Source organism: Amycolatopsis orientalis DSM 43388 (assembly GCF_000411975.1).
GTDB classification, from domain to species: domain Bacteria; phylum Actinomycetota; class Actinomycetes; order Mycobacteriales; family Pseudonocardiaceae; genus Amycolatopsis; species Amycolatopsis orientalis_D.
This window is the reverse complement of record NZ_ASXG01000158.1, coordinates 72,778-97,497: the sequence shown is the minus strand read 5'-3', so window position 1 is coordinate 97,497 and position 24,720 is coordinate 72,778. Positions and strand designations below refer to the sequence as shown.

At 70.7% G+C, this 24,720-nt stretch carries 19 protein-coding genes; 9 read left to right on the top strand and 10 right to left on the bottom strand.

All coding sequences use genetic code 11. The features are described from left to right. Positions 1-143: 143 nt before the first annotated feature. Genes L942_RS32995 through L942_RS46060 form a run of 6 tightly spaced genes read left to right on the top strand, consistent with a single transcriptional unit; the run spans position 144 to position 8,752 of the window. Positions 144-695 carry a YbaB/EbfC family nucleoid-associated protein gene (locus tag L942_RS32995; protein WP_037367809.1) on the top strand — a complete coding sequence of 184 codons (552 nt, stop codon included), beginning with the start codon at positions 144-146 and terminating at the stop codon, positions 693-695. A gap of 29 nt (positions 696-724) precedes the next feature. Then, complete coding sequence (locus L942_RS32990) at positions 725-1,030, top strand: type VII secretion target (RefSeq protein ID WP_037367808.1); 306 nt, start codon at positions 725-727, stop codon at positions 1,028-1,030. Beyond that, positions 1,030-4,929, top strand: coding sequence for a hypothetical protein (locus L942_RS32985; RefSeq protein WP_037367807.1), 3,900 nt, complete (start codon positions 1,030-1,032; stop codon positions 4,927-4,929). Before L942_RS32990 ends, L942_RS32985 begins: the two co-directional genes overlap by 1 nt. Beyond that, positions 4,929-5,486 (top strand): hypothetical protein, encoded by a 558-nt coding sequence (locus L942_RS32980; protein ID WP_037367806.1) that lies wholly within the window; start codon positions 4,929-4,931, stop codon positions 5,484-5,486. The genes L942_RS32985 and L942_RS32980 overlap by 1 nt, the downstream gene beginning before the upstream one ends. After that, positions 5,483-6,391 carry an immunity 49 family protein gene (locus L942_RS32975; RefSeq protein ID WP_051166414.1) on the top strand — a complete coding sequence of 303 codons (909 nt, stop codon included), beginning with the start codon at positions 5,483-5,485 and terminating at the stop codon, positions 6,389-6,391. The genes L942_RS32980 and L942_RS32975 overlap by 4 nt, the downstream gene beginning before the upstream one ends. Before the next feature lie 36 nt (positions 6,392-6,427). Further along, positions 6,428-8,752 carry a hypothetical protein gene (locus L942_RS46060; RefSeq protein ID WP_158684571.1) on the top strand — a complete coding sequence of 775 codons (2,325 nt, stop codon included), beginning with the start codon at positions 6,428-6,430 and terminating at the stop codon, positions 8,750-8,752. A 4-nt stretch (positions 8,753-8,756) separates the two neighbouring features. On the opposite strand, the gene ilvA is transcribed toward L942_RS46060, so the two are convergent. Then, positions 8,757-9,962 carry a threonine ammonia-lyase gene (gene ilvA / locus L942_RS32965; protein ID WP_037367805.1) on the bottom strand — a complete coding sequence of 402 codons (1,206 nt, stop codon included), beginning with the start codon at positions 9,960-9,962 and terminating at the stop codon, positions 8,757-8,759. 95 nt (positions 9,963-10,057) lie between these two features. On the opposite strand from ilvA, the gene L942_RS32960 reads away from it, so the two are divergent. Further along, the gene (locus tag L942_RS32960) at positions 10,058-10,321 is read left to right on the top strand and encodes a hypothetical protein (protein ID WP_037367803.1); all 264 of its coding nucleotides are present in this window, start codon (positions 10,058-10,060) and stop codon (positions 10,319-10,321) included. 990 nt (positions 10,322-11,311) lie between these two features. Here L942_RS32960 and L942_RS32955 read toward each other — a convergent pair. The 6 genes from L942_RS32955 to L942_RS32925 form a co-directional block, all read right to left on the bottom strand. Continuing rightward, positions 11,312-12,469 carry a cystathionine gamma-synthase gene (locus L942_RS32955; RefSeq protein WP_037367802.1) on the bottom strand — a complete coding sequence of 386 codons (1,158 nt, stop codon included), beginning with the start codon at positions 12,467-12,469 and terminating at the stop codon, positions 11,312-11,314. A gap of 102 nt (positions 12,470-12,571) precedes the next feature. After that, on the bottom strand, positions 12,572-13,219 hold the full coding sequence (locus L942_RS32950) for a hypothetical protein (RefSeq protein WP_081655329.1): 648 nt from the start codon (positions 13,217-13,219) through the stop codon (positions 12,572-12,574). Positions 13,220-13,305: 86 nt separating this feature from the next. Then, positions 13,306-13,851, bottom strand: a complete 546-nt coding sequence (locus L942_RS32940; RefSeq protein WP_106965122.1) for a hypothetical protein — start codon at positions 13,849-13,851, stop codon at positions 13,306-13,308. A 227-nt stretch (positions 13,852-14,078) separates the two neighbouring features. Beyond that, a complete protein-coding gene (locus tag L942_RS32935; RefSeq protein WP_106965121.1) occupies positions 14,079-15,548 on the bottom strand; it encodes a hypothetical protein in 1,470 nt (489 codons plus the stop codon). A 115-nt stretch (positions 15,549-15,663) separates the two neighbouring features. Then, positions 15,664-17,034: a cystathionine beta-synthase gene (locus tag L942_RS32930; protein WP_037367798.1), complete on the bottom strand. Its 1,371-nt coding sequence runs from the start codon at positions 17,032-17,034 to the stop codon at positions 15,664-15,666. Between the two features lie 314 nt (positions 17,035-17,348). Next, positions 17,349-18,263 carry a pentapeptide repeat-containing protein gene (locus L942_RS32925; RefSeq protein ID WP_106965120.1) on the bottom strand — a complete coding sequence of 305 codons (915 nt, stop codon included), beginning with the start codon at positions 18,261-18,263 and terminating at the stop codon, positions 17,349-17,351. Between the two features lie 120 nt (positions 18,264-18,383). Here L942_RS32925 and L942_RS32920 point away from each other — a divergent pair, with 120 nt between their 5' ends. Continuing rightward, on the top strand, positions 18,384-19,604 hold the full coding sequence (locus L942_RS32920; RefSeq protein WP_037367797.1) for an acetyl-CoA C-acetyltransferase: 1,221 nt from the start codon (positions 18,384-18,386) through the stop codon (positions 19,602-19,604). A 48-nt stretch (positions 19,605-19,652) separates the two neighbouring features. Here L942_RS32920 and L942_RS32915 read toward each other — a convergent pair whose 3' ends face one another. After that, positions 19,653-20,132 (bottom strand): MarR family winged helix-turn-helix transcriptional regulator, encoded by a 480-nt coding sequence (locus tag L942_RS32915; protein ID WP_051166412.1) that lies wholly within the window; start codon positions 20,130-20,132, stop codon positions 19,653-19,655. A gap of 51 nt (positions 20,133-20,183) precedes the next feature. Here L942_RS32915 and L942_RS32910 point away from each other — a divergent pair, with 51 nt between their 5' ends. After that, positions 20,184-21,533, top strand: coding sequence for an MFS transporter (locus L942_RS32910; RefSeq protein ID WP_037367795.1), 1,350 nt, complete (start codon positions 20,184-20,186; stop codon positions 21,531-21,533). A 45-nt stretch (positions 21,534-21,578) separates the two neighbouring features. Here L942_RS32910 and L942_RS32905 read toward each other — a convergent pair whose 3' ends face one another. Both L942_RS32905 and L942_RS32900 read right to left on the bottom strand, forming a co-directional pair. After that, positions 21,579-23,111, bottom strand: coding sequence for a DHA2 family efflux MFS transporter permease subunit (locus L942_RS32905; protein ID WP_037367794.1), 1,533 nt, complete (start codon positions 23,109-23,111; stop codon positions 21,579-21,581). Between the two features lie 183 nt (positions 23,112-23,294). Next, positions 23,295-24,572, bottom strand: coding sequence for a YeeE/YedE family protein (locus tag L942_RS32900; protein ID WP_440201351.1), 1,278 nt, complete (start codon positions 24,570-24,572; stop codon positions 23,295-23,297). Positions 24,573-24,720 lie beyond the last annotated feature (148 nt).

Here is a 24,720-nt window from a genome sequence, read left to right as displayed (position 1 = left end):
TGTTACGGCAAGCAACCAGAAGTTCGCGTACAGTAGTCGACACACGGGAGGAACCGCGCCGCGCGGACAATTCGGAACCGCGCGGAACCGACGGGGGTGCGCGTCCGTCATTCTGGAGAAGTCACCGCGGAGAAAGGGGCCCGATGCCGGACAGCGTCGACGCCAGCGAGCAGATGATCGAGGGCTGGACCAAGCAGCTCCAGCAAACCGCTGCCCGCTACCAGGCGATGGCCGAGCGCATGCAGGGTCAAACCGTCACCGAGCGGTCGAAGGACGGTTCGGTCGAGGTCACCGTGGACGCCAAGGGGCTGCTCAAGAACCTGGTGCTCGCGGATTCCGCGGCAGGCAAGAAGATGGCCGAGGTCTCCGCCGAGGTGATGCGGCTCGTGCAGCGCGCGCAGGCCCGGATCCCCGAACTGTTGCAGCAGGCCGCGGCCGAGACGGTCGGCGGCGACGAGACCACGGAAACGCTGGTGGCCGACGCGCAGCGGACGTTTCCCGCGCCGCCCGCCGAGGAACCGGCCGAGTCCGCGTCCGACCGGGTGCGGCGGTTCCTGCCGGAGGACGCCGAGGAAACCGGTGCCCCCGCGCCGCCGCCGGCGCGTCCGGCGTCTCCGCCACCGCCTCAGCAGCAACGCCGCCGCCGGAGTTCGTCGGACGAGGACGACGACTTCGGCGGATCGATCCTGTCCTGACCGCAAGCCGTTCCAGGGGAAGAAAAACCATGCCACCCAGGGGTTATGAGATCGGCGGCGATCTCGAGGCGCACGCCCGGCAGCTCGACGCGCTCGCCGACGGCCTGAAGCAGGCGGTCGACGCCGCGAACCAGGTCAGCATGCCCACCGACGCGTACGGCATTCTCTGCCAGCCGTTCCGGATGATGCTGGACCCGGTGGAGAACTACGGGATCGAGGCGCTGCAGAACACCGTCACGGCGATGGACGCGCAGGCGCAGAAGGTGCGCGACGCGGCCAAGGCGTATGACGACTACGAAGGCGAAGCCGCCGGTTCGATGAAGGCGAGCGACTGATGCCCGACGCCAATCCGCTGGTCGCTGAGTCCAAAAAGGACGGCGATGGCCCAGGCCCGTTCACCGAGGGCAATGGCGACTACGGCTACGCCACCGGCATCAACATCGCCGAATCGGCCACCGACGCGTGGAAGGGAATCGCGGACGGCGACTGGGTTTCCGGCGGTCTCGGCGTCGCGAGCCTCGCCGGCGAGATCGCGGGCGCGGCGATCGACCCGTTCGGCTACCTGATGTCGTCGGTGGCGTCGTTCCTGATGGAGCACGTGCAGCCGCTGAAGGACATGCTGGACTCGGTCGCGGGCAACCCGCCGGTGATCCAGTCCTATGCCGACACCTGGGGCAACGTCGCGAAATCGTTGCAGGAACGGCAGAAAGACCTGGAGAACGCGGTCAAGACCGGAACCGCGGAGTGGAAGGGCGACGGCGCGGACGCCTACCGGAAGTCCGCGGCGGAGGCGGCCGAGGCGATCGGCGGCGCGGCGACGGTCGCGAGCGCGATCGGCACCGTCACGATGGTCATGGGCCAGGTCGTCGCCTTCGTGCGCGGCCTGGTGCGCCAGCTCATCGCGGACCTGGTGGGCAAGCTGATCTCCTGGGTGATGGAGGAGGTGTTCTCGCTCGGATTCGGGACGCCGCTGGTGGTCGCGCAGGCCGTAACGGCGATTTCCAAGTGGGGCGAGAAGATCAGCGAACTGCTGACGAAGCTGTGCGAGACGATGCGCCGGGTCTCGCCGCTGCTCGGCAAGCTCGCCGAGGTGTTCACGAAGATCATCAAGGTGCTGGGCAAGCTGGCCGGCAAGGTCACCGGCCTCGACGTGATCAGCACGAAGAACATCAAGGCGGGCGGGTTCTTCCACCGCGGCGGTTCCGGCGGCGGCGCGGGCGGTTCCGGCGGCGGGCACCACAGCGGGTCCGGCGGCGAAGGCGACGCGGATCCTGGCTCGCCGTCAGGTTCGCGCCGCTCCAACGGGTCGGACAACGCGGACGACGGCGACGGGCTTAACGGCAGCCCTGACGGTTCGGACGGTTCCGACACGCCCGGCGACCCCACGGGCGATTCCGGCGGCCACAACGGATCCGACAGTCCGAGCAGCGACAGCCCGTTGTCGCCGGACGGCTTGCACCCCTCGTCGCCGGACGGCACCGGGCCGTCCACAATCGACACTCTGACGTCGTCGTCCCGGCGGAGTTCCGACAGCCCCGGCGGCATTCATCCCGACTCCGGCCCGTCGGCGCTCGCCGATGACGCGAGCCCGACGTCCCATGGCGGAGGCAGCCCGTCGGAAAGCTCCTACTCGCCGCAAAGTCCGGTGCACAGCGATGGCCCGTCGCCGGTCAGCGCGCCGCACTCCAACGATGCACCGCGCTCGCCTTCGGGCGGTGGCACGCATTCGGGCGGCGACGAGCCGAGTCCGCATCATTCGAGCAGCAACGATTCGACGTCGGCGAGCGGCTATGCCCCGCCGCGCCCGGACGCACCCGCTCCGGAATCCGCTCCCCCGCCGCACCTGCGCTCGAACGACGGGGGCGGTTCGGCGCCGAACCAGGCTCCGGCGGGCGGCGGGATTCCGCAGCAGGGTGGCGGCGGTCCGACCAATGCTCCGGCTGGCGGCGGCAGTCCGTCGCCTCGGCCCAGCGGCAGCGGCTGGACGGGGACGCCGGGGTCGCGGGCTCCCGAGGCACCGCCGAACCGGGCTCCGGACAGCGGTCCGTCGAGCCGGCGGCCGAGTCCGGCGGACGGCGGCGGGCCGAGCCGCACGCCGGATCGTTCCGGGCCTGGTCCGCAGCGGTCTGGCGACGGCAGTTCGGCGACTCCGCCGCAGCGCACTGGTGAGGGCGGATCTTCCGCTCCGCAGCGGACCGGTGACGGCGGCTCGGCTTCACCGCGCACTGGCGACGCCACTTCGCCACGCCCCGACGGAGGTGGCGGTTCTTCGCCGCAGCGTCCAGCGGATTCCTCGAACAGCGGTCCGCAGCGTCCCGGTGACGGCGGCGAGACCGGACCGCCCAAACGGCCGGGAGCTGAACCCGGTCTCGGCCGTTCGGAGCCAGCACCAGCGTCCGGCGGCTCGCCCGCGTCGGGGAACCGCGGGTCGGGTGACGGCTCCGCGCCCCCGGCCGCGGCCGTCGCGACCGGTCCGGGCGGAGGACAACGCGGCTCCGAAGGAGGCGCACGGCGTCCCGACGGCTCGCCGGAGCCCGTCGCACGCGGTGGCGCCCGTACCGACGCGCCCGCCAAGCCCGGCGAGACCAACGGTTCACCACGGACGGGGAAGGAAACCCCGGCGCAGTACGGCAAACCGAAGAACGGCGACAAGCCGGAGGGCACCGCGCCGGACAAGAAGCCAGCGCGGCACAACGAGGGGGAAGGCAAGCCGGGCGGGAAGGCCGACCACAAGCCGGAGCACGACGCGCCCGAGCGCAAGCCGGACCACGCCGATCCGGAGCACCAGGACCCGAAGCACCACGATCCGGACGGGTCGAACCACCACGACGAGCCTGGCCACGACGGCACTCCGCCGCACCACGACGAGCCGCTGTCGCCGGACGAGGTCAACCACCGGCACGCCGAGGACACCCCGGCAGGCAGCTCGTACCACCGCGACGACCCGGAACTCGGCGACCTGCCGCACCGCGTCCAGCCGGACCCGGACGGGCGCTACACGGTGGACGTGCACGTCACCGCGGACGGCCACGCCCGCATCGGCGACCGGCTGTACACGCCGGAGGAGTTCGCGGACATCCTGCGGCACAACGGAAACTACGACGGCAGGCCGATCCGGCTGATCGGCTGCGACGCGGGATCGAACGATTTCGCGCACCGCCTGTCGCGCGACCTCGACACCGAGGTGCTGGCCCCGAGCAAGCCGGCGTGGACGGATGCGAACGGCCGGGTCTTCTCCTCCAACTACGAAATCGGCCCGGACGGACGGATGCGCCCGCGGATCCCGCCGGACGGCGAATGGTCGGTGCACCGCCCGGACGGCAGCGCCCACCACGTCGGCGACGACGGTTTCGCCCCAGACGGCAAGCACCACGACCCGCACGACATCGACGCCGACAGCGCCGTCGACCGCGGGCAGCCGCCGTTCAATCAGGAACAGCGGGACCAAGACATGCGCGATCTCCGGCAGGAGAACCGCGACCGCCGCGCCGAGGGTCTCGACGGCGTGCGAGAGCTGAATGGCAACCGCAACCCGCTCACCGACGACGTGCGCCGTCCGCACGAACGGGCCCTCACCACGGCGAGGTTCCGCGACGCGAACGGAGAAACTGTCGATCTCTACAGTTTCAGCGGGAAGAGCCATGACTGGACACCGGCGAAGGACGGGCCGGAGTGGCCCAAGTCCGAGCGGCTGTTCGGCACCAAGGACGCCGGTCCGTACCGCCCCGAACTCGGCATGCCCGACCCGGACGGCAAGTTCGGCCGCACCCACGACTCGGAACCGAAACTGCTCGAAGAAATGGTTCGGCACAATTTCGCTGCCCGTTCCGGTCTCGACCGCGCCGAAATCGACGACATCGTCAAGAAGGAAATCGAGAAATCCCGGCGCGAGGAAGCGGCGTACCTCAAGAACAACCACGAAAACATGTACCGCGAAGGACTTCGCGGCGACACGGCGCGGGCCCGCGATCGAATGGACGGCGCACTCGAGGAAATCAACCGGCGCGGCGCGGAACGCGCGCAGCAGAACGGGCAGACCTACACGCCGGTCACCCGCGAAGACATCAGCGGCGACCTGCGGATGGTCGTGGACCTGCCGTCGACGAAGCGGGACATGATTCCGAACGAGTACCAGATCTGCGACTCCTGCACCGATGTTATCCTGCAGTACAAGCAGCTTTTCCCGAATGTCCGGGTCGAGGTCGTCAACCTCGCCGGTGAAAGGTTGATGTGATGACGGCGTCTCCGGGCGGCGGCGCGGAACAAGTTCGCGCGACCTTCGCCAGTGCGGTCGAAGCCGGTTTGCGCGCGGAATCGGTGCGCGGAGCGTCCGATGCCGAGATCGACGCGATGGCGGAGGACCAGCGCGCCCGGGCCGTGCCCGCCGCCGCGCGGGAAGTGCTGCGCCTCATCGGCACGACACACGGCCTGTGGCTGCCCGGCAGTTCCCTGGGCGTGGCGGCGGTGCGCGGCGAGGCCAAGAACCACGCGGTCGCCACTGCGAACGCGCAGAACGCTGAATTGTCCGATGTGGACGGAGCGTTGGTGCTGGCCGCACACGGCGGGTACACCTACCACGTGGTCGACGGGGCCGACGCCGAGCAGGACGACCCGCAGGTCTGGCTGCTCACCGAGGACGAACCCGCGCGCGTCGCCTGGCCTTCGGTCAGCGCGTGGTTCAAGGCGATCACGCCGGACGTCGAGCGTTACCGGGAGCGGCTGGAGATCATGCGCGAGACCGGCTCCGATTTTCTGCCGCCGTGGGCGCAGGACATCACCGTCGGCGGATGACCGTGCCCTTGGCAGGCCAGGCGGTGCCGGACGGCAGCGGTCCGGCGAGGACCGTCGTGGACCGGCATCCGGTCGACGGCGACGTCGCGGCAAGGCAGATCGAGAAGTTGTCGCCGCAGGTGGCCTTCTATTTCGACTACCTCACGCAGGACACCAGCGCGCTGGCGAACGTCCTGCGCCGGGAGCTGATGCTCGCGCAATACCGCAGCGTCGTCGACCCGGACGCCGAGGAGCCGGACACCTGGCGCGATCTCGGCCTCGCCGCGCAGGCCGCAGCCGCCGCTTTCACCGCGGCGTGCGCACCAGAGGGCCAGGAGGTCGACGCGGTGATCGGCCGCCCGCGGCGTTTCGCGGCGACCGGCCCCACGCCGCGCACCGATGCGGCCGCCTGGCTCACTGCGGCCTGGCTTGGCGTGATCCAGCGGGACGACGTGCTGATCCAGCAACTGGCCGCGGTGCCGCTCGACGTGCTGCGCGCGTCGGGCATCGAGCACGACGCCTATATGTACCCGTGGGTCGAGACCCTGCAGACGTTCCTCGCGCACCGCGAGGTCACGCCGGAGATGTTCCTGCCCGCGATGGACGGCACCGACCCGGACACCGCACAGTTCACCCCACGCGCGGCGATGCTGCAGCTGGTGTACCCGCCGATCCGGATGTTCTACTACGTGCTGCGCCGGGACTCGGAGAAGTTCGCCGAGGCGTTCGTCTCCGCGCTGGAGCGGCACCGCGAGTACTGGACCGCCGAAGACCGCGCCACCGATCCGGCGGGGTTTCTCGCGCTGGCCCCGCTGGCGGTGGCGGTGCTCGCCCGCTCGGTCGGGATGACGTTCGACGTGCAGTCCGGCTACACGCCGGCCAACCTGCTCGCGGGCGCTCGCCCGCCACGGAACGGTTTGATGTGAAATGAAGCCTTCGCCCGGTGAGGAGCCGCTGAACCCATGACCCGGCCACCGGCGCCGCTCACGGCCGCGCAGCAGCAGGAGCTCGTCCAGCAGATCGGCCAGGCGGCCGCTGCCGCGCTGCCTGCTGGTTGGCAGCAGCTGCAGGTCGTCTGCCGCGCGGCGGGACGGCACGTGGAAGTCGACGTCGCCGTGCTCGCCCCGGACAACCGCACCTACCCGGTCCAGCCGCATCCGGAGCTGCCGCGGCTGTTCGACGTGCTGCGCACGGGGATGTACCAGCCGGGCCGCGGCACCTGGCTCACCGCGACGCTGGTGTTCTCGCCGCAGCGACCGCCGTTCACGGACTACCAGCCAGACGTCGAGCCGCGGTGGCGGCAGATGCCGCCGCCGATCGGTTTCCAGGACGAACTGCGGTTCTTCCCGCGCGAGGACCGATTCGTGCCGCCGTGGCTACGCCAGCGAGCCGGTGCGGCGACGCCTCCTGGTGCGGTTCCTGGTGCGGTTCCTGGGCAGCCGGTTCCGCCGCCGCCTGGCGCGGTTCCTGGGCAGCCGGTTCCGCCGCCTGGCGCGAGTCCTGCGGTGCCGCCGCCGTTGCCGGGTGCGGAACAGGCTGCTGGCGCTGGACATCCCGGCCCCGCGCAGCCCGCGGAACAGCCAAAGACGGCTTCCCCGACGCCCAGCGCGGACGAACCCGCCGACGCTGGGAACCCAGTTCGTCCGCGCACGGCGGACGAACCTGGCTCTCCTCCACCACTGCCCGGCGCGGAAAGGGTTGCGGGCACCGAGCCCCCGGCCGCGGCACACCCCGTGGACGAGCCAAGCACGCCACCACCGCTGCCCGACGCGGAAAGGGTCGCCGACACCGGACCCTCCGCCCCGGCACTCCCCGTCGACCAGCCCACGACACCACCGCCGCTGCCCGGCACGGAACAGGTCACGGGCACCGAGCCGCCTGCCGCGGCACTGCCCGTGGACGAGCCCAGCTCTCCTCCACCACTGCCCGGCGCGAAACAGGCCGCAAGCACCCAGTCCCCCGCCCCGACCCTCCCCGTGGACGAGCCAAGCAAGCCACCGCCGCCCGGGGCGGAAAGGGTCGCGGACACCGAGCCGCCTGCCGCGGCACTCCCTGTCGACCAGCCCAGCCCTCCTCCACCACTGCCCGGCGCGGAACAGGCCGCGAGCACCGAGTCTCCCGCTCCAGCACTTCCCGTGGACGAGCCCAGCTCGCCTCCGCCGCTGCCTGATGCGGAACTCGGCACCGGCACCGGACCCTCCGCCCCGGCGCTCCCCGTCGACCAACCCACCGCACCACCGCCCGGGGCGGAACCGGCCGCGAATGCAGAGCCATCGGTTCCTCCGCTGCCGGACATCGCGCAGGCCGCCTCGGCGTCGGATGGTGATGAGGCGCAATCCGAGCCGAGCGAGGTCGCAGCGGCCGAGATCCCAGCGTCGCAAGGTGGAGCATCCGCCGAGCCAGCAAACGTTCCCGCGGAAGCACAAGCGAAAGCCGTTGCCGCCGAAGGGGAATCCGCGAGCCCGGCCGTTGAACTGCGTACTCCGCGGATCTACGACGGGTTCGACGAGGCGGGGAATCCGGTCGTCGAGCGGGAAGCGTTGTCGCCGGAGGAAGGTGAGCGCGTGCTCGCTTATCTCGACGGCGCACCGGTCATCTTGGCGTCCCGGAGCAGGGACGTCGACGCCTTCGATGCGTCCCGCACGGACGCGGTCCCGCTGAACTTCCGGACCGACGGCAGCTGGGTGTGGCCCGGCGCGGTCGCGTATTACCTGCGTGAGCACGGGATTTCTCCGGACCCGGAGCTGGTCGAGCACATCCGGGCCGCCGGGTACACCGTGCCTCAGGTGGACGAGGCGACGCAGGAGCGGATGCTGGCGGCGATGACCAGCCCGCCCGCAGAGGAAAGCCGTCCCAGTGAAGCGGCACCGAGGGATCCGGAACAGCTGCTGGGCGAGATCTCGGCGGCGCTCGTCGCGGCGGCTCCGCAGGGGTGGCAGCAGATCGTCTTCGACTTCATGACGCTGGGCAGGCACGCGAACCTCGCGTGCGGCGCGCGGATGGCCGACGGGAGCACGCAGCAGGTGCCCGTCGCGCGGGAATTGTCGAGGCCGTTGGCTGAGTTGCGGCGCGGCAAGTACGTTCCAGGCCGCGGCACCTGGTACACGCTCTCGCTGGTCATCGACCCGTCGTCGAACTACCAGGCCAGCTTCAACGAGGACGACGAACCGGCGTTCCACACGCCGCCCCGTCCCGAGGATTACGCGCTGGACCAGGAGCTTTACCCCCGCGACGAGGATTACCTCCCGCTGTGGTTCAGCGCCCGGCTGCCGCAGAGTCCACAGTAGACACTCAGCTGACGATGGTGAACCCGGCGTCGGCGAGCGCGGCCTCGACGTCCTTGCAGTGTTCCGGGCCGCGGGTTTCCAGGGCGAGGGCGACGTCGACCTCGCCGAGGGCCAGGCTGCCGGAAATGCGGGAGTGCTCGACGTCGAGGACGTTCGCGCCCAGGTCCTTCACGCACGACAGCACCGAAACGAGCGAGCCCGGACGGTCCGGCACGCGCAGGTGCAGCTTCAAGTAGCGGCCGCCCGCGGTCATGCCGTGCTGGATGATCTGCTGCAGCAGCACCGGATCCACGTTGCCGCCGGACAGGATCGCCACCACTGGCGCCTCGAAAGCGCCCGGGTGCTGCAGAAGCGCGGCCACGGACGCGGCACCGGCCGGTTCCACGACCAGCTTTCGCCGCTCCAGACACAGCAATACCGCGCGGGACAAGGATTCCTCGGTGACCGTCACGACGTCGTCGACCAGGGACTGGACGTGGGCGTAGCTGACCTTGCCCGGCTCGCCGACCGCGATCCCGTCCGCCATCGTGTGCACGTCGCGCAGCCGGACCGGTCCGCCGGCCGCCAGCGAAGACGGATAGGCGGCGGCGTCCTCGGCCTGGACGCCGACCACCCGGATCTCCGGGTGCAGCGCCTTCACCGCCGCCGCGACCCCGCCGACCAGCCCGCCGCCGCCGGTCGGGACGAGGATCGTCTTCGCTCCCGGCACCTGCTCGAGAATTTCCAGCCCGACAGTGCCCTGGCCGGCGATGATGTCGGCGTGGTCGAACGGGTGGATGAAGACCGCGCCGGTGCGTTCCGAGAACGCGATGGCCTCGGCGAGGGTTTCGTCGACGACGGCACCGTGGAGGTGGACTTCCGCACCGTAGCCGCGAGTCGCGGCGAGTTTCGGCAGCGGAGCGCGCGACGGCATGAAGACGGTCGAGGAAATGCCGAGCAGTGACGAGGCCAGCGCGACCCCCTGTGCATGGTTGCCGGCACTGGCCGCGACGACGCCTCGCGCGCGTTCCTCGGCGGTCAGGCCGTGGATGCGGGTGTAGGCGCCGCGGATCTTGAAGGAACCGGTGCGCTGGAGGTTCTCGCACTTCAAATACACCGGACCGCCGTGCAGCCGGCGCAGGTCGCGGGCGTGCTCCATCGGCGTGACGCGGGTGATGCCCTCGAGAAGCTTCCGAGCTTCCTGGATGCGCTCGACGCTGACCAGTTCCATGGCGCCGATGATGCCACCGACGGACGGCCGGGGTGCGCCGCCTGCCGGACCGGTACCCTGATAACGGCAGCCACACATGATCAGGGAGTGCGACCATGGCACGCGCGCAGCACGGGACCACCTCTCGGGCCCAGTCCCGCACCGGTCTGCTGCCGCTCGCCGCGGGCATCCTGTCCGCGGTGGCCCTCACCGGAGCCGCCTTCGCGACGGTCGAGGCGGCCGCCTGCACCGGCCCCGCCCAGTACATCCGGCACGACAACCACATCGAACTGGTCGGCGGCTGCGTGAGCGGCTCCGAACTCCCGACGACGACCGGGACCCGGCAGGCCAACGCGCTTCCGGAGAACAGCAAGCCCTGACCGATGGCCGCGGCCCCGGCGGAGCTGGGCGGGTTGGCTTGGGCTTTGGGGGCAAGGGATTTCGCCGGATCCGTTGGGCGAGACGGGGAAGCGCTTCGTTGCGGTGGCTTCGGCGGTGTGACTGCTGAGCACACGAGGGCTCGGCCGGAGGACTCCCGCTGAATCTGGCTGCGCAACCGCCGAAAACCCGCGATGGCCTGGCGTCCCTGGGCAGGCTCAGCGGGAGTTGCGCGGGAGCGCGCTCGCCCGAGACCGGATCAGGACCCAGGCGAATTCAGCGAGACCTGTCCGGGAACCCGCGGGCACAGCCGAGACCGACGAGGTCCAGCCCCATCGGCCAGGCAGTTCTCAGCGAGAGCTGCGCGGAAGAGCCCGCACACCCACAGCGGATCAGCACCGACCAGGCAACCGCCGTGAGAGTTGCCCAAGCACCCCACCAGCCACCCGGAACCGACGAAGCCAGCACCACCCGAGCACGCTCACCCCCCACGCAAACTCAGCGAGAGCTGCGCCGGAACCCGCAGGCCACCCGAAACCGACGAGGCCAGCACCACCCGGCCACACTTCAAGCAACCGCAACGAAAGATGCCCCGGGAACCGCAGGCCACCCGAAACCGACCAGGCCAGCACCACCCGAGCACGCTCACCCCACGCAAACGGAGCGAGAATTGCCCAGAAATCCGCAGGTCCACCCAGGACCGAGCGGATCAGCCCGCCACCCAGGCAAGCTCAACGAAGCCTGTGCGGACAAGCCCACGCACCCGCCCGAAACCAGGTCAACCCAACGCCCAGGCAAACTCAGCGAGAGCTGCCGAAGAAGCGACGGGCCCGACTAGAGCAGCCCCTCCGCACGAGCAGTCTCGGCGAGCTTCGCGCAGGAGACCACACACCCGAAACCGGAGCACCCACCCAGGCAAGCTCAGCGCGACAACTCCGGGGACGAAAACGGGGCACCGGGAACCAGCCCGGCACCCCGTCGACGAGAGTGGATCAGCCCAGTGCCTGGGTGAGGTCCGCCACCAGGTCGCGGCCGTCCTCGATGCCGACCGACAGCCGGATCAGGTCTTCCGGGACTTCCAGGGTCGAGCCTGCCGTCGAGGCGTGCGTCATTTTGCCCGGGTGCTCGATCAGGCTCTCGATGCCGCCCAGCGACTCCGCCAGCACAAACAGCTTCGTGCGGGACGCGACCTCCAGCGCCGCCGCCTCGCCGCCCGCTACGCGGAACGACACCATTCCTCCGAAACGGCGCATCTGCTTCGCCGCGACCTCGTGGCCGGGGTGTTCCGGCAGGCCAGGGTAGTAGACCTGGGTGACCTTCGGGTGCTTCGCCAGCGTGCGGGCGACCAGGTCCGCGTTGTCGCTGTGCCGGTCCATCCGCAGGGCCAGCGTCTTGAGCCCGCGCAGGGTCAGCCACGCGTCGAACGGGCCGGGGACGGCGCCGGCGGCGTTGCGCAGGTAGAAGAGCTGCTCGCGCAGTTCGTCCTCGTCGGTGACGACCGCGCCGCCGACGACGTCGGAGTGGCCGCCCAGGTACTTGGTGGTCGAGTGCACCACGATGTCCGCGCCGAGGGCCAGCGGAGTCTGCAGGTACGGCGTGGCGAAGGTGTTGTCCACGACTAGCCGGGCGCCCGCGTCATGAGCGGCGCCGGCCAGCGCGGCGATGTCGGCGATGCCCAGCAGCGGGTTGGTGGGCGACTCGCACCAGATCAGCTTGGTTTCCGGGCGCATCGCGGCCCGGACGTCGTCGATGCGGCTCAGGTCCGCGACCGTGTGCTCGACGCCCCACAGGCTGAGCACCTTGTCGATCAAGCGGAACGTGCCGCCGTACGCGTCGTTGCCCAGCACCAGGTGGTCGCCGGGACGCAAGACTGTGCGCAGCACCGCGTCGGACGCGGCCATGCCGGACGCGAACGCCAGCGCGTGCCGGGCGCCCTCGAGCGAGGCGAGGGCTTCCTCCAGCGCGGTGCGCGTGGGGTTCGCGGTGCGCGAGTACTCGTAGCCGCCCTCGCGGGTGCCGCCTACGCCGTCCTGCGCGTACGTGGACGTTTGGTAAATCGGCACGATGACGGCACCCGTGCGGGGATCGGGCTGCTGCCCGGCGTGGATCGCGCGTGTTTCAAAACCCAGGACGGAGTAGTCGTCGGCCATGCATCCCAGGGTACGGGGCACCTCCGACAATCCCATCAGCTGGGAGGCAACTCACCATGCGGGAGGGCTGCCGGTACAAAGCACGCACCGGCAGCCCGGCGGTCACCAGCCCTGCGGCACCGGCTGGCCAGCCGCGCCCGGACGGTAGTTGACCCACTCCGCGGTCGGCTTCACGATCGCCAACACCAGGGTCGCGACCGGCGGGATCAGCCCGATCAGGGCACCGCCGATACCCGCGCCCAGCACCTGGGCGCTGCCCTTGTACCCGGCGGTCGCGACGCCGGCGAGCGCGACGCTCAGGATCGTGTACGCGATCACCAGCCCACAGCCGATGATCGTGCACAGCCGGGCAGCCGGCTTGTGCAGGAACAGGCCGATGCCGCCGAAGAACAGCAGGCCGACCAGCACCGCGTTGACCACGATCGACGCGTACAGCTGCCACAGCGTGATGTGGATGGCCGACAGCGCCACCACCGCGAGAATGATCGAGATGATCGCGAAAATGCCGCCGATGATCGCGAGGATCCCGGCGATGATGGCGGTCGCGCCGTTCGGCTTCTGCTGGTACACGCCCGGCCCGCCGGGGTACGCCGGATACGGCTGGCCGGCGGCGGGCGGGGCGAACGGCTGCTGCGGAGCGCCCGGGTACGGCTGGGCCGGCGTCGGCTGGCTCGCCGGATACGGCTGCCCGGGGAACGGGCCGCTCTGCGGCTGCTGTGGCTGGCCCTGCGGGTTCTGGGGGTAGGTCACGGGGAGTCCTCGGTGTCTCTGGTCCCGCCGGGTGGCGGGCGGAGTGCCTGTATCGTGCCAGGTCTGCCCCGCTTTCGGGGGCGGTTTCACCACTGTCGCGAGGGTGACGAAACCGGCGCCGCGGGTGCGGGATGGCGCAGGTAGCCGAAGGTTCGCGGCAGGACGGCGAGCACGAGCACCAGCAGCACCGCGCCGGCCAGCGCGACGCGGTCGAGCGCGGCGAAATTCTCGAACCGCAGCAGCGTCCGGAAGTATTCGACGTACGCCGGGGAAGCGCCCGCCGCGGGCTCCAGCACAAGCGCGCCGAGGGCGAGCAACGCGCCCGCGATGAGCAGCACCGCGCCGGCAGTCGCGCGGAAAAAGGTCGCGATCGCGCCGACCAGCAAAACCAGCGAAGCGGCCAGATACGCGGCGAGATCGGCGAGCGTCAGCGGCGGGAGATCGCCGAGGCTGAATCCGGACGGAATGTCGAGGAACAGCCTGGCCGGAAGGTAGCCGGACGTCGCGGCGGCGACGAGCCCGAACAGTCCGGCCGCGATCGCGGTGCCCCCGTTCGGCCGGTACGGAGCCGGTTCCGCCAGGGAGGGTTCCCGTTCCCGCTGCCGTGCCGGAAGTCCGTGCAGGCCGCTCACGGCAGGTCCCCCTCGGGCTGGGAAGGCGATTCGGACGGCGCCCACCCTAGCCCGGAAACGCGCCGTTGGGGACCGGCGCGAGCGCATGTGCGCCGCAATTCCCCCGGCTGCCGGAACGGCCGGGAAAAGGCCACGAGATTTGCTTCGACCCGGCGAGAAACGGACTGGAAACGACGAAGGGCGCCGCCGTCGCGAGACGGAGGCGCCCTTCGCGGAGATTCAGCGAGTCACCACTGCTGCGGCGGCTGCTGGCCCGGCTGGCCGTAGCCCGGAGGGGGCTGCTGCCCGCCCGGCGGCGGGTACTGGCCCGGCTGGCCGAAACCGCCCGGCTGCTGCGGCGGCTGGCCGTAACCCGGCTGCTGGCCAGGCTGGCCGTAGCCCGGCTGCTGACCCGGCTGGCCGTAACCCGGAGGCGGCTGCTGCCCGAAGCCCGGCTGCGGGTTCGCGCCGCTGCCCGGGTTCGGACCGCCCGGCTGCGGGAAGCCCCCGCTGCTCGGGTTCGGGCCGCCGGGAGGCGGGAAACCGCCGGACTGCGGCTGGCCGAAGCCCGGCTGGCCGCCGCCGAAACCGCCCGGCTGCTGCGGGCCGCCCGGCCCGCCGGTGCCGCCCGAGGACGAACCGAGGCCGACGTACTGCGAGGTGGCCGGGATGATCGCGACCACGCCGACGATCAGCACGATGATGCCGAGGATGAGCGTGAGGGTGCCGCCGCCGTTCGTCGCGCTGGAGCTGGAGCCGCCGTACTTGTCGACGAAGGAGCTGCTGACCGAGGTCCCGGCCTTCGCCAGGATCGAGAACAGCAGCAACAGCACGCCGCCGACGAGCACGCCGATCGGGGCGAGCTTGCGCAGCACGGCCGCGCGCGAGGCGAGGGCCAGCGCGACGCCGCCCGCCAGCGCGATCACCGCGCCGACGAGGATCATGATCACGTAGAACTTCAGCGTGCCCGGCGAGGCGAGACCGGCCTCGTCGAACAGCTTCTGGTACCGCGGCGAGCTGTCGTACAGCTTCGAGTAGTCGCTGGTGTCGCTCAGGTAGCTGAACGAGACGATGAGCGCGATCAGGCCGAGCACCGCGGTGACACCGCCGGCGATGTAGCCGTACAGCGCGTTCCCGCCGCCGCCCGACGGCGCGGCGGACGCGCCGAACGGAGCGGGCTGGCCGAAGCCCTGCGGCTGCCCGGGCTGTCCGAACGCGCCCTGCGGCGGGGCGCCGAAGCCGCCCTGGTCGAACCCGCCCGGCTGGCCGAAGCCCTGCGGCTGCTGTCCCGGCTGGCCCGGCTGCCCGGGCTGGCCCGGACCCGGCTGGCCGAAGCCCTGCGGGGCGCCGAACCCGGCGACCGCGGCCGGGTTGTCCGCGGCGCTCGGCGGCGGGGCGTACGGAATGTTCTGCGGCTGCTGGCTCGGCGGGACCAGCTGCGTCGATTCGGCGTTGCCCTCGGCGTTCACCGGGTTGACCACCTGCGTGGCGTTCGAGTCAGCCGGCTGTCCCGGCTGCACGACCTGCGTCGGTTCCGGGGTGTCGCCGAAGGCGCCGCCGCCCTGCGCGGGCTGCTGCGGCTGGCCCGGCTGGACCACCTGGGTCGGCTCCGACGCGCCGAAGGGACTGTCCTGCTGCGGTGTAGGACCACTCGACGGGCCCTGCGGCGGCTGCTGGCCGCCGTCCCAGGGCTGGTTCGGTGGCTGCGGAGCACTCATGTGGGTCTTGAACCCCCTTGACGAGGACGCGAAAAAGTTCTATTCGGCCGTAACGCTATCGGATGCCCGGCCGGGACGCGCGCAGACGCCCCGGCCGGTCGCCGTGAGCTTGCGCCTAGCGGCCCGCGAGGAACGCGAGCAGATCGTGCCTGGTGACGACGCCCGCCGGCTTGCCGTCGATGAGCACCAGCGCGCCGTCGGCCCCCTCGAGCGCCTTCATCGCGGCGCTCACCTGCTCGCCGGCTCCGATCGTGGGCAGCGGCGGCGACATGTGCGTCTCCAGCCGGTCGGCCAGCTGGGCCTTGCCGGTGAACAGCGCGTCGAGCAGGTCGCGCTCGTTGACCGCGCCGACCACCTCGGCGGCCATCACCGGCGGTTCGGCGCTGACCACGGGCATCTGGCTCACGCCGAATTCCGACAGGATGGCCACCGCCTCGGCCACCGTCTCATTCGGATGCGAGTGCACGAGGCTGGGCAGCGCGCCGGACTTGCGGGTCAGCACGTCGCCGACGGTCGCGCCGGAGGAGTCCGGCGGGAGGAAGCCGTAGGACGACATCCAGCCGTCGTTGAACACCTTGGTGAGATAGCCGCGGCCGCCGTCGGGCAGCAGCACGACCACGACGTCGTCCTCGGTCAGCCCCTCGGCCAGCTTCAGCGCGGCGGCCACGGCCATCCCGCACGACCCGCCGACCAGCAGGCCCTCCTCGGTCGCGAGCCGGCGGGTGATCTCGAAGGAGTGCGCGTCGCTGATCGGGATGATCTGGTCCGCGATGTTCCGGTCGTAGGTCTCCGGCCAGAAGTCCTCGCCGACGCCCTCGACCAGGTACGGCCGTCCGGTGCCGCCGGAGTACACCGAGCCCTCGGGATCGGCCCCGACGACCTGGACGCGGCCGTCGCTGACCTCCTTCAGGTACTTGCCGGTGCCGGAGATCGTGCCGCCGGTGCCGACGCCCGCGACGAAGTGGGTGATCTTGCCGTCCGTCTGCCGCCAGAGCTCCGGGCCGGTGGAGTGGTAGTGGCTGGCCGGGTTCTCCGGGTTGGCGTACTGGTTGGGCTTCCAGGCGCCCTCGATCTCGCGCACGAGCCGGTCGGACACGTTGTAGTACGAGTCGGGGTGCTCGGGGGCGACCGCGGTGGGGCACACGACGACGCGCGCGCCGTACGCGCGCAGCACGTTGCGCTTGTCCTCGCTCACCTTGTCCGGGCAGACGAACACGCACCGGTAGCCCTTGCGCTGGGCGACCATGGCGAGCCCGACCCCGGTGTTGCCGGAGGTGGGCTCCACGATCGTGCCGCCCGGGCGCAGTTCGCCCGAGGCCTCGGCGGCCTCGATCATCCGCAGCGCGATCCGGTCCTTCACGCTGCCGCCCGGGTTGACGTACTCGACCTTGGCGAGCACGAGCGGCTTGAGCCCCCGCGTCAGCGAATTCAGCTTGACCAGCGGGGTGTTGCCCACGAGGTCCACGATGTGTTCTGCGTACTCCACGCGACCAGCCTAAACAGCCGGGGCCCGGACGGGCCAGAGCGGGACCGGCGGGCGGTCTCCGGGTGCGCGTCGGGGGCACGGGCCGCGCCCGGCGAGGTCAGGCCTCCCCGGCGCGGACCTCAGGCAGCCACCAAGCCGCGCGTCGACACCGGGTTCGGCCCGAGGGCCGCCGCACGCCGATCCGTGATCCCGTCCCGGAGATCCGTCCCGGCCCGCAGTGCCGCACACCAACGCTTGCTGGCGCCCATTGCCGGTTCACCTCCTGTGGGGATCTTCTTCTTGTTGACTCTTCACGGATCTTAGTGGTTCCGCCGTTATTCCGGAACACCCGAAGGAACCAGCCGGAGCCAGCCGTCGTCGCCGGGTTCTTCGGTCCAGCCGGGCGGCCAGGTGCGTTTGTATCCGGGTTTCGCGAGCGCACCGGCCAGCCGGGCTTCCGAATTGACCCCGAACTCCGCGTGCTGCTCGAACTTCGTGCCGCGGAAGACGTCGCGCTCGCCGGGGAAGACCGTGCCGCGGAAGTCCGCGCGTTGGTGAAAGGTGGCTTCGTGGAAATCCGCTTTGGTGCGGAATTCGGCGCCGCGGAACGTCGCGATTTCCTGGAATTCGGTCTGGTAGCAGACGATGGAACGGATTCGGCAGTGGGTGAGGGACAGCGCGATGAGTGTCGCTCCGGAGAAGTCGAGGTCGATGTCCGGCCAGTACGCCCCGGTCGGCTCCGCTCCGTTCCCCGGGCGCAGGTGCAGCATCAGGATCCGCTGCGCGGCCTTGCGCACCTGGACTTCTTCGGCGGTGCCGTCGAGCGGCATCCGCAGGTACGCGCAGAGCACGTTGACGATGGTCTGCCGCTGGTCCGCGTGGCTCTGCGCGAGCCGTTCGAGCGCGTACAGACCGGCCAGCCGGACCGGGGCCTTGTCGCTGCCGAGCTGGTCGGCGGCCTTGCCGTACATGTCGGTGATCCGGCGCTCGGTCGCGTCGTGGTCCTTCTGTTCCAGATCCAGCTCCGCGGACCGCTGCCGGCGCGCGGCGAGCAGGAGCGCGGCCGCGCCGCCGGTCCCGACGACGATGCTCGAGGCCGTGCGCAACGCGTCGAGCCGAGCCGAATCCGCCGGGGTGCCGCCGCCGAGCAGCCACAGCAGCAGCGCCGCCGCGACGGCCGCGAGCAGCACGATGCCGGTCCCCCACCAGGCGATCGTGCGCGTGGACAACACCCGGTTGCGCTCGGTCACGCCGGAAATCCTCCCACGGGCGCATGGTGGTGCATGTCGCCTTCGGCTTTCGAACCGACGCCGGAGACGGCAAGATGGTGAGCAACCGCTTAGTGCCGCCGACCCGAGGATGTGTCTGTCATGCCCGAAGCTGTCATCGTCTCCACCGCCCGCTCCCCGATCGGCCGCGCCGGGAAGGGCTCGCTGGTCGGGATGCGCCCCGACGACCTGGCCGTGCAGATGGTGCGCGCGGCGCTGGACAAGGTGCCCCAGCTCGACCCGGCCGACATCGACGACCTGATGCTCGGCTGCGGCCTGCCCGGCGGCGAGTCCGGCTTCAACATGGGCCGCGCGGTGGCCGTCGAACTCGGCTACGACCACCTGCCCGGCTGCACGATCACCCGGTACTGCTCCTCCAGCTTGCAGACCACCCGGATGGCGCTGCACGCGATCAAGGCCGGCGAGGGCGACGTCTTCGTCTCGGCGGGCGTCGAGACCGTGTCGCGGTTCGCCAAGGGCAGCTCCGACTCCTGGCCGGACACGCACAACCCGCTGTTCGCCGAGGCCGAGGCCCGCACGCAGGCCACCGCCGAGTCCGGCGCGGACAGCTGGCAGGACCCGCGCGAGAACGGGCAGCTCCCGGACGTCTACATCGCGATGGGCCAGACCGCGGAGAACCTCGCGCGGCTCAAGGGCATCACCCGCGAGGAGATGGACGAGTTCGGCGTGCGGTCGCAGAACCTCGCCGAGAAGGCCATCGCGGACGGCTTCTGGGCCAAGGACATCACGCCGGTCACGCTGCCGGACGGCACGGTCGTGTCGAAGGACGACGGGCCGCGCGCGGGCGTCACGCTCGAGGGCGTGTCCGGGCTGAAGCCGGTCTTCCGCCCGGACGGCCGGATCACCGCGGGCAACTGCTGCCCGCTCAACGACGGCGCGGCGGCCGTCGTGATCATGTCCGACACGAAGGCCCGCGAACTGGGCCTGACGCCGCTGGCGCGCGTCGTGTCGACCGGCGTCACCGGCCTGTCGCCGGAGATCATGGGCTACGGCCCGGTCGAGGCGTCGAAGCAGGCGCTGGCCCGCGCCGGACTGTCCATTTCGGACATCGACCTGGTGGAGATCAACGAGGCGTTCGCCGCGCAGGTCATCCCGTCCTACCGCGACCTGGGCATCGACCTGGACCGGCTGAACGTCAACGGCGGCGCGATCGCGGTCGGCCACCCGTTCGGCATGACCGGCGCGCGGATCACCTCGACGCTGATCAACTCCCTGCAGCACCACGACAAGCAGTTCGGCCTGGAGACGATGTGCGTCGGCGGCGGACAGGGCATGGCGATGGTGCTGGAGCGGCTTTCCTAGTTCCGGCAACGAAAAGGGCCGCCCGCGAGGTTTCGCGGGCGGCCCTTTTCAGCGTTCGAGCTGGTTTTCGAGGCGGAGCAGATAGCCGGCGAAGCGCTGCCGGTCGGCGGGCGACCAGCCCGCGGTGAGTTCGTCGAACGTGTGCCGCTGCCATTGGTGCGATCCGGCGAGCAGTTCGCGACCGGTGTCGGTGAGCTGGAGCGAAGCGCGGCGGCGGTCCTGACCAGACGTGGAGCGAACGAGGTAGCCGGCCGAGGTGGCGTCGCGGACCATGCGGCTGGCTCCGGAGTGATCGAGGCCGAGGTGGTCCGCGACCGTCGCGACGGTGACCTCGTCCGTGCGCGCGCCGGCGGTGTCGACCGCCTCGACGGCGAGGATGTGCTGCACGTGCCGCATTTCGCCGGTGAGCTCGGCGGAGGTGCGCAGAATCCAGCGCCGCGACCAGTAGCGGACCAACCGGAACAGGGCGGGACCCGCCTCGGCGAGCGATGCATTGTCCGAAACGGTCTTGTCGTTCGATGCGGCCACCGCGCCAGCCTACCTTGACTGCATGCGATACGCACGCATAACGTGTGCGATATGCATATATCCTCGCGCGCCGCCGCGTTCGCCGCGCTCCTCCTGGGCATGCTGATGGCAGCCCTGGACACCAACGTGGTCGTCGCGGCGTTGCCCTCGATCGGGGCCGACCTGGGGAATCCAGGCGCGGTGGGCGGGGTGACCGCGGCGTATCTGCTGGCGGTCGCAGTTGCCACGCCGGTGCATGGAAGCCTCGGCGACCGCTGGGGCCGGCGGCGGATGTTCGTCGGCTCGGTAACGGTCTTCGCGCTCGCGTCGCTCGGCTGCGCGCTGGTGCCCGATCTGACCGCGCTGATCGGCTTGCGCGCGGTGCAGGGCCTTGGCGGCAGCGGGTTGATCGTGGCCGCGGTGGCCGCGATGGCCGAACTGTTCGACCGGGCGGAAATGGTGCGCAGGCAGGGCTGGCTGACCGCGGTGTTCGCGGTGTCCTCGATCGGCGGGGCTCCACTGGGCGGGCTGCTGGCGGCCAGCAGCGCGGGGTGGCCGTCGATCTTCCTGGTCAACCTTCCGGTCAGCGTTCTGGCTCTGGTGCTGGGAATCCGGTCGGTGCCCGGCAAGCGGGAGCAGGCTGCTCGACGCGGGTTCGACGTGGCCGGTGCGGTGCTGGTCGCGCTGGTCGGCGGCAGCATCGTCGCGCTGGGCAGCAGCGACGCGCTCGCCCGTGATCCGGTCGCCGCGCCGGTGCTCGCCGCCGTCGCGCTCGCCGGGACCGTGGCGTTCGTCCGCGTCGAACGGCGTGCTGCCGCTCCGCTCATTCCGCCCCGGTTGTTCGCCGAGCCGGGGGTGGCCCGGGCTGTCGCAGTCACCTTGCTGAGTGGCGTGGCGTTGTTCGGCAGCTTCACTTACGTGCCATTGGTGATCAGCGAGAACCCGGCGGCGACCGGACTTCTGCTGCTGCCAATGAGCGTCGGGCAGGTGGTGGTCACCAGCGGGTTCGCGCTTCTCGCCCGACGCTGGCCTCGCGTCACCGCTTGGGGACGGCTCGGCTTGGTGCTCGGCGTCGTGGGGATGCTTTGCACAGCCTCGATTCCGCTGGCACCAGGCGGGTTACGCACGCTGGCCATAGTGGTCGGTTTGGCGTGCAGCGGTGCCGCGCTGGGCCTGTCCATGCAGGCGTACACGCTGCTCGCCCAGTCGATGGTGCCGAAGGACGTTCTCGGCGCTGGCCTGGCGACTCTGACTTTCGCCCGCCAGATCGGCGGATCGCTGGGCATCGCGGTGTTCGGATGGATCACCCTGGCAGCCGACAGCGGCGCGGCGCTGCCGATCGTGTTCCTGCTCGCCGCCGTTGTCTTGCTGGCCGGGGTGATCCTCGCGCCGCGGGCCGCGCACGAGCCGGTGTCCGCATAGGAAAGGGCCGCCCGCGAAAACGCGGGCGGCCCTTTCTCGAGTGCGTCAGTGCATCAGCACCGGCGGAGCGGCCTCGTCGGATTCCGTCGCCGTGGGCACCACGCGCTTCTTCGGCAGGAAGAACGCCGGCACCAGACACACCGCCAGCAGGATCGTTCCCCACAGGAACGTCGTCGCGAACGACTCGCCGGCGAGTCCGGCCGCGGCGTCGTGCGTAGCCGGGTTCATCGTCGCCGCGGTGGCGACCAGCTGGCCCTGGCTCGTCGGCACGCCGAACTTCCCGGCGAGCAGCGCGGCCAGGATGATCGACATCACCGCGGACCCGATCGCGCCCGCGGTCTGCTGCAGGATGTTCGTCGCGGTCGACGCCTTCGCCATGTCCTTGGGCTGCAACGTCTGCAGCGCGGCCGAGGTGATCGGCATCATCGTGCAGCCCATGCCGATGCCCATCACGAACAGCGCGGACAACAGCTGCCAGTACGGCGTGGTCGCGCTGACCTGCGTGAACACCACCATGCCCAGCGCGATCAGGACCAGGCCGGGCACCACGATCCGGCGCGGCGCGATCTTGTCCGCCAGCCGCCCGGTGATCGGCATCGCCAGCATCGCGCCGAGGCCCTGCGGGGCCAGCAGCAGACCGGCGTTCAGCGCGGTTTCGCCGCGCACCAGCACGAAATACGTGGGCAGCAACAGCATCGCGCCGAAGAACCCGACGCAGAACACCGCCATCGTGATCATCGCGACCGAGAACGACCGGTTGCCGAACAGCTTCAGGTCGATCAGCGGGTTCTCCATGGTCCGCGCCCGCAGCACGAAAGCGACCAGCAGCACGATCCCGGCCAGCGCGGGCAGCCAGACCTCGAGGTCGGCGACAGTGCCGGTCGACGGGATCCGCGAGACGCCGAAGATCAGCGCGGCCAGCCCCGGCGAGACCATCAGCATGCCGAGGAAGTCGAACCGGTTGGCGGGCTCCGGGTTGTCCTTCGGCAGCAGCCGCAGCGCGAGCAGGAAGGCGATCACGCCGATCGGGACGTTGATGTAGAAGATCCAGCGCCAGCTCACCGAGTCGACCAGCCAGCCGCCGAGGATCGGGCCGCAGATCGGGCCGAGCAGCATCGGCACGCCCAGCACGGCCATCACCCGGCCGATCCGCTGCGGACCGGCCGCGCGGGTCAGGATCGTCATCCCGGCCGGCATCAGCATGCCGCCGCCGAGGCCCTGCACGACGCGGAACGCGATCAGCGATTCGACGTTCCAGGCGAGCCCGGCCAGCATCGAGCCGACCAGGAAGGTGCCGATCGCGAGCAGGTACAGCCGTTTCGTGCCGAACCGGTCGGACGCCCATCCGGTGACCGGGATGACCGTCGCCAGCGCCAGCATGTAGCCGGTCGCGACCCACTGGATCGTGTCGAAGGACGTGCTGAACTGGATGGTGAGCTTCTGGAGCGCGACGTTGACCACGGTGGTGTCGAGGATCGCCATGATGGCGCCGAGCACCACCACGGAAGCGACCTTCAGCACTCCCCGGTCGAGTTTGTCACCGGCATCCGGCGCGGCCGGAGTCGCGGGTGCGGACATGCGGAACCCCATCTGTGAGTGGTGAAGCGCAAGCCCGCGACGCGACGATACGACCGCGGTTCCCCCTTGCGCGCGCTCCAGACTAGCCGAGCGGCAAACGGGGACGCAGTCATTTTCGCTTCCGGACGAATTGCGTTGGGACTTTTCGCGCCGTCGGTGACCTGCGAAAAGCCCCCACGCGAATCAGCAGATACTGTCCGTGCGCGAAGGGTTGCCCAAACCGAACAACGGCCGCAGTTTCAGCCCGATCCAGGTGCCGAAAAGCGCGAACGCGCCCCACAGCCAGCCGTGCAGGCTGCCGACGGAAATGCCGCCGAGGTACGCGCCGATGTTGCAGCCGTTCGCCAGCCGCGCGCCGATGCCCATCAGGATTCCGCCGAGAACCGCGGCCACGGCGGTGCGCCACGGAATGGAGCTGTGGATCTTCCACGCGCCCGCGGCCGCCGCGGCGACGAACGCGCCGATCATGATGCCGATGTCGGTGAGGCTCGTCTTGTCCTGGCAGATCGGTTTGGACAGCGACGCCGCGTTCGCCTTCAGCCGCCAGAACTCCCAGTGCTCCGGATGCAGTCCGAACACCTGGAGAATTTTCGCGCCCCACAAGCTGAACGCGCTCGTGACGCCCCAGATGCCGCCGGAAACCAGGTACACCGCGCCGGCCAGCACGCCGAGCACCACCGCGCCGACGAGGATCGGCCAGGAGCCGCGGAAGATCCGGGCGAACCCGCGCGCGGTCGGCACGGTGTCGACCGGCGGCGGCACGCGGCGCTTCTGCACGACCCGGGTCACGAGGACGATCGCGACCAGCGCCGCGACGGTGATCGCCCATGAGCCGAACCAGCCGACGTGGTCGGACAGCAGGAATCCGGAGACCTGCGGCCAGCCGGTGAAAAGCGGGTAGCCCCAGGTGTAGAGGACCGAGCCGGTGATGAATCCGCCGAGGGTCAGCACGATCGTCGACTGTCCGGCGCCGACCGCGAACAGCGTCCCGGACGCGCACGCGCCGCCGAGTTGCATGCCGATCGCGAACAGCGTGGCCCCGACGAACAACGCGAGCCCGATCGGCCCGACGTTCGACACCGGCAGCGGTTTGCTGCCGAAGAGGCCCGCACCGGTGCCGCAGATGAGGGCGATGAGCGTCGCGGCCGTGCCGAGCAGGAGGGTGTGCGCGCGAAGGCCCTGGCCGTTGCCGACCGCGATGAATTGCCGCCACGCGGACGTGAACCCGAAGCGGGAGTGGAAAAGCGCGAGGCCGAGCAGCAGCCCCAGCACGAGCAGGACCCCGAACTTCGCGCCGTGCACGGCCCAGACGTAGGCGGTCAGCCCGACCGCGAGCACCGCGGCGACGGCCAGCGGGACGACCTTGACCGGCTCTTCCGGTTGAGGTGCCGGAGCCGCGCAGGAGGTTGGGAAATCGAGGAGTTTTCGCTCTTCGACAGGGGAATCGGTGGTCGCCACCACGTCTCCTGGGGGTGTCGGGGATGAACGGGGCCCGCCCGGCGGCGGGCGGCGATCCACGTTAGGTCCCGGTGCGGCCCCGACGCAGCCTGTCTCACGGAGTGCGACGAACGGCCGAAACCGGACGTCCGGACGGCCCCTTTGTACCGCC